Source organism: Lysobacter sp. CCNWLW3 (genome assembly GCF_036697405.1).
In the GTDB taxonomy this organism is placed as follows: domain Bacteria; phylum Pseudomonadota; class Gammaproteobacteria; order Xanthomonadales; family Xanthomonadaceae; genus Lysobacter.
In genome coordinates, this window is the sequence record NZ_JBAHWA010000031.1 from 1 (window position 1) to 5,789 (window position 5,789).

Annotated in this window: 1 protein-coding gene, 2 tRNA genes and 3 rRNA genes; all 6 read left to right on the forward strand. The window is 54.9% G+C overall.

The window, feature by feature from the left end; translation table 11 throughout:
- Positions 1–212: hypothetical protein (locus tag V1318_RS21575; RefSeq protein WP_332941834.1), on the forward strand; the 212-nt coding region annotated here is incomplete at its 5' end.
- A gap of 204 nt (positions 213–416) precedes the next feature.
- Positions 417–1,961: ribosomal RNA gene (locus V1318_RS21580) — 16S ribosomal RNA — on the forward strand.
- Between the two features lie 117 nt (positions 1,962–2,078).
- Positions 2,079–2,154, forward strand: a tRNA-Ala gene (locus tag V1318_RS21585).
- Positions 2,155–2,177: 23 nt separating this feature from the next.
- Positions 2,178–2,254 (forward strand) — tRNA-Ile (locus V1318_RS21590).
- 251 nt (positions 2,255–2,505) lie between these two features.
- Positions 2,506–5,383: ribosomal RNA gene (locus V1318_RS21595) — 23S ribosomal RNA — on the forward strand.
- A 180-nt stretch (positions 5,384–5,563) separates the two neighbouring features.
- Positions 5,564–5,678: ribosomal RNA gene (gene rrf, locus V1318_RS21600) — 5S ribosomal RNA — on the forward strand.
- Together the 16S, 23S and 5S rRNA genes with 2 tRNA genes alongside form the textbook arrangement of a ribosomal RNA operon.
- The last annotated feature ends 111 nt before the right edge of the window (positions 5,679–5,789 follow it).

Consider the following 5,789-nt stretch of genomic DNA (forward strand, 5'->3'; position numbering starts at 1 on the left):
CGGGGCGGATCGAAAGCGGTACGAAATCGGTTGACGACTTCGAACTCTGCTGTAAGATGCGCGGCCCGGCAGACGGGACGGCCAAGCGGCCTGAACGGAAGTCGGGAAGCGGTAGAAAAAAGGTTTCGCAGGGTGTTGACGGTCGCGAAATCTGCTGTAAGATGTGCGGCTCCCTCGGGCACTTTGGTGACGAGGTCGGAACAAGGCGCTGAGGCCGGTTCCCATGATCTTTGACAGTGTGCGCAGGTGACTTGTGCGGGCGTCTGGCCGGTGGTGTTAGTCCATCAGCAGACGTTCGTAACAGAGTCCAAATGAAGCAAGAAAGCATGCAAATGCGAGTAAACGTGTAATTCGGGCTCAGGAGCGACGACTGCACTCAAAGCATTAGATTGGGACTTCGGTTCTGGTCGAAAATTTAAGTGAAGAGTTTGATCCTGGCTCAGAGTGAACGCTGGCGGCAGGCCTAACACATGCAAGTCGAACGGCAGCACAGGAGAGCTTGCTCTCTGGGTGGCGAGTGGCGGACGGGTGAGGAATGCGTCGGAATCTGCCTATTTGTGGGGGATAACGTAGGGAAACTTACGCTAATACCGCATACGACCTACGGGTGAAAGTGGGGGACCGCAAGGCCTCACGCAGATAGATGAGCCGACGCCGGATTAGCTAGTTGGCGGGGTAAAGGCCCACCAAGGCGACGATCCGTAGCTGGTCTGAGAGGATGATCAGCCACACTGGAACTGAGACACGGTCCAGACTCCTACGGGAGGCAGCAGTGGGGAATATTGGACAATGGGCGCAAGCCTGATCCAGCCATGCCGCGTGTGTGAAGAAGGCCTTCGGGTTGTAAAGCACTTTTGTCCGGAAAGAAAACCTTTCGATTAATACTCGGAGGGAATGACGGTACCGGAAGAATAAGCACCGGCTAACTTCGTGCCAGCAGCCGCGGTAATACGAAGGGTGCAAGCGTTACTCGGAATTACTGGGCGTAAAGCGTGCGTAGGTGGTTTGTTAAGTCTGATGTGAAAGCCCTGGGCTCAACCTGGGAACTGCATTGGAAACTGGCTTACTAGAGTGCGGTAGAGGGTAGTGGAATTCCCGGTGTAGCAGTGAAATGCGTAGATATCGGGAGGAACATCTGTGGCGAAGGCGACTACCTGGACCAGCACTGACACTGAGGCACGAAAGCGTGGGGAGCAAACAGGATTAGATACCCTGGTAGTCCACGCCCTAAACGATGCGAACTGGATGTTGGGAGCAACTTGGCTCTCAGTATCGAAGCTAACGCGTTAAGTTCGCCGCCTGGGAAGTACGGTCGCAAGACTGAAACTCAAAGGAATTGACGGGGGCCCGCACAAGCGGTGGAGTATGTGGTTTAATTCGATGCAACGCGCAGAACCTTACCTGGCCTTGACATCCACGGAACTTTCCAGAGATGGATTGGTGCCTTCGGGAACCGTGAGACAGGTGCTGCATGGCTGTCGTCAGCTCGTGTCGTGAGATGTTGGGTTAAGTCCCGCAACGAGCGCAACCCTTGTCCTTAGTTGCCAGCACGTAATGGTGGGAACTCTAAGGAGACCGCCGGTGACAAACCGGAGGAAGGTGGGGATGACGTCAAGTCATCATGGCCCTTACGGCCAGGGCTACACACGTACTACAATGGTAGGGACAGAGGGCTGCAAGCCGGCGACGGTGAGCCAATCCCAGAAACCCTATCTCAGTCCGGATTGGAGTCTGCAACTCGACTCCATGAAGTCGGAATCGCTAGTAATCGCAGATCAGCATTGCTGCGGTGAATACGTTCCCGGGCCTTGTACACACCGCCCGTCACACCATGGGAGTTTGTTGCACCAGAAGCAGGTAGCTTAACCTTCGGGAGGGCGCTTGCCACGGTGTGGCCGATGACTGGGGTGAAGTCGTAACAAGGTAGCCGTATCGGAAGGTGCGGCTGGATCACCTCCTTTAGAGATGTAACTAAGATGGGCAGCATGCCTGTCAGACGTCCGCACAAGTGACCTGCATTCAGAGTTCCCGGTCCTGCCCGAGAGGGTGGCGTACCGCGGGAGCGTCCCATGTTTTATGGGGCTTTAGCTCAGCTGGGAGAGCACCTGCTTTGCAAGCAGGGGGTCGTCGGTTCGATCCCGACAAGCTCCACCAAAACCAGCCAGCGCAACACTTATGGGTCTGTAGCTCAGGTGGTTAGAGCGCACCCCTGATAAGGGTGAGGCCGGTGGTTCGAGTCCTCCCAGACCCACCACCAAGTGGAAAGCGTCTCCGGAACGTCTGAATGATCTGCGCACACAACAAGATTTGAAGCGGTCGGGCGCTGAAGCCCGCATCGTGTTCTTTGAAAACTGGGACGTAGCGAGCGTTTTGAGACGAATGTCCATGACGTGTCGTAGAGGCTAAGGCGAGTGCCGAGAGGCACTTTATTAATTGAGTCGTTATATTCGAGTTCGGGCTTTGTACCCCCGAACCCTGTGACTCCGAGGCGACTTGGGGTTATATGGTCAAGCGAATAAGCGCACACGGTGGATGCCTTGGCGGTCAGAGGCGATGAAGGACGTGACAGCCTGCGAAAAGCGTGGGGGAGCTGGCAATAAGCATTGATCCCGCGATGTCCGAATGGGGAAACCCACTCCGCAAGGAGTATCGTGCAGTGAATACATAGCTGTACGAAGCGAACCCGGTGAACTGAAATATCTAAGTAACCGGAGGAAAAGAAATCAACCGAGATTCCCTAAGTAGTGACGAGCGAACGGGGAGCAGCCCTTAAGTTGAGTAAGGTTTAGCAAAACGAGCTGGAAAGCTCGGCCATAGACGGTGACAGCCCGGTATGCGAAAGACCTCATTCAATGAAATCGAGTAAGGCGGGGCACGAGAAACCCTGTCTGAACATGGGGGGACCATCCTCCAAGGCTAAATACTCCTGACCGACCGATAGTGAACCAGTACCGTGAGGGAAAGGCGAAAAGAACCCTGGTGAAGGGAGTGAAATAGACCCTGAAACCGTGTGCGTACAAGCAGTAGGAGCCCGCAAGGGTGACTGCGTACCTTTTGTATAATGGGTCAGCGACTTACTGTTCGTGGCGAGCTTAACCGTATAGGGGAGGCGAAGGGAAACCGAGTCTGATAAGGGCGCATAGTCGCGGGCAGTAGACCCGAAACCGGGTGATCTAGTCATGCCCAGGGTGAAGGTTGAGTAACATCAACTGGAGGCCCGAACCCACTCCCGTTGCAAAGGTAGGGGATGAGGTGTGATTAGGAGTGAAAAGCTAATCGAACCCGGAGATAGCTGGTTCTCCTCGAAAGCTATTTAGGTAGCGCCTCGGACGAATACTACTGGGGGTAGAGCACTGTTATGGCTAGGGGGTCATTGCGACTTACCAAACCATGGCAAACTCCGAATACCAGTACGTACTATCCGGGAGACACACGGCGGGTGCTAACGTCCGTCGTGAAAAGGGAAACAACCCAGACCCACAGCTAAGGTCCCAAATTCATCGCTAAGTGGTGAACGATGTGGAAAGGCACAGACAGCCAGGAGGTTGGCTTAGAAGCAGCCACCCTTTAAAGAAAGCGTAATAGCTCACTGGTCGAGTCGGTCTGCGCGGAAGATTTAACGGGGCTAAGCGATGAACCGAAGCTTGGGGTGCATACTTTGTATGCGCGGTAGAGGAGCGTTCCGTAAGCCGTTGAAGGTGGATTGAGAAGTCCGCTGGAGGTATCGGAAGTGCGAATGCTGACATGAGTAACGATAATGCGGGTGAAAAGCCCGCACGCCGAAAGCCCAAGGTTTCCTTGCGCAACGTTAATCGACGCAGGGTGAGTCGGCCCCTAAGGCGAGGCAGAAATGCGTAGTCGATGGGAAGCTGGTTAATATTCCAGCACCTCGCGTAAGTGCGATGGAGGGACGGAGAAGGTTAGGTCTACCCGGCGTTGGTTGTCCGGGAGAAAGCAGGTAGGTGTGGGTCTTAGGCAAATCCGGGACCCTTTAACACCGAGCAGCGAGACGAGCTCATTAGAGCGAAGTGACTGATACCACGCTTCCAGGAAAAGCTCCTAAGCTTCAGCTTACGCAGACCGTACCGTAAACCGACACAGGTGGGCAGGATGAGAATTCTCAGGCGCTTGAGAGAACTCGGGTGAAGGAACTAGGCAACATGGCACCGTAACTTCGGGAGAAGGTGCACCCCCCTTGGTGGCCCATGCGGGCTATAGCTGAGAGGGGTCGCAGTGACCAGGCCGCTGCGACTGTTTATCAAAAACACAGCACTCTGCAAACACGAAAGTGGACGTATAGGGTGTGACGCCTGCCCGGTGCTGGAAGGTTAATTGATGGGGTCAGCCGCAAGGCGAAGCTCTTGATCGAAGCCCCAGTAAACGGCGGCCGTAACTATAACGGTCCTAAGGTAGCGAAATTCCTTGTCGGGTAAGTTCCGACCTGCACGAATGGCGTAACGACAGCGGCGCTGTCTCCACCCGAGACTCAGTGAAATTGAAATCGCTGTGAAGATGCAGCGTTCCCGCGGCAAGACGGAAAGACCCCGTGAACCTTTACTATAGCTTTACACTGAACGTTGAGTTCGTCTGTGTAGGATAGGTGGGAGGCTATGAAACCATGGCGCTAGCTGTGGTGGAGCCATCCTTGAAATACCACCCTGTCGTGCTTGACGTTCTAACCTAGGCCCGTAATCCGGGTCGGGGACCGTGTATGGTGGGTAGTTTGACTGGGGCGGTCTCCTCCCAAAGTGTAACGGAGGAGCACGAAGGTACGCTCAGCGCGGTCGGACATCGCGCACTGTGTGCAAAGGCATAAGCGTGCTTGACTGCAAGATCGACGGATCAAGCAGGTACGAAAGTAGGTCTTAGTGACCCGGTGGTTCTGTATGGAAGGGCCATCGCTCAACGGATAAAAGGTACTCCGGGGATAACAGGCTGATACCGCCCAAGAGTTCATATCGACGGCGGTGTTTGGCACCTCGATGTCGGCTCATCACATCCTGGGGCTGTAGTCGGTCCCAAGGGTATGGCTGTTCGCCATTTAAAGTGGTACGCGAGCTGGGTTCAGAACGTCGTGAGACAGTTCGGTCCCTATCTGTCGTGGGCGTTGGAGATTTGAGAGGGGCTGCTCCTAGTACGAGAGGACCGGAGTGGACGAACCTCTGGTGTTCCGGTTATCACGCCAGTGGTATTGCCGGGTAGCTATGTTCGGAAGCGATAACCGCTGAAAGCATCTAAGCGGGAAGCGCGCCTCAAGATGAGATCTCCCGGGACTTTAAGTCCCCTAAAGGAACCATCAAGACTAGGTGGTTGATAGGCAGGGTGTGTAAGTGCAGCAATGCATTGAGCTAACCTGTACTAATGATCCGTGTGGCTTGACCATATAACCTCAAGTGGCCTTGGACTCGACGATACGTCGACGACATTCGCCCGCTTCCAAAGAAGCAAACTTCGCTACGTCCCAACTTATTCGCCGACGACGGGCCATAATCCGTCTGAAGCAACCCAACGAGAGCGTGTGCGCTGTTTCAATCCAACGAAACCGGCGACCCTCCACCCTCTCCCTGGTGATAATAGCTGTGTGGAACCACCCGATCCCATCCCGAACTCGGAAGTGAAACGCATATGCGCCGATGGTAGTGTGGCCTAAGCCATGCAAGAGTAGGTCATCGCCAGGGGCTTTATCCGAAGGCCGGTTCCCGAAAGGGGACCGGCCTTCTTCTTTGCGCGACGATTTGGTTAATGCGGCCCGTCGATGGACGATTAACTCGTGCGCGGACCGTTGCGCG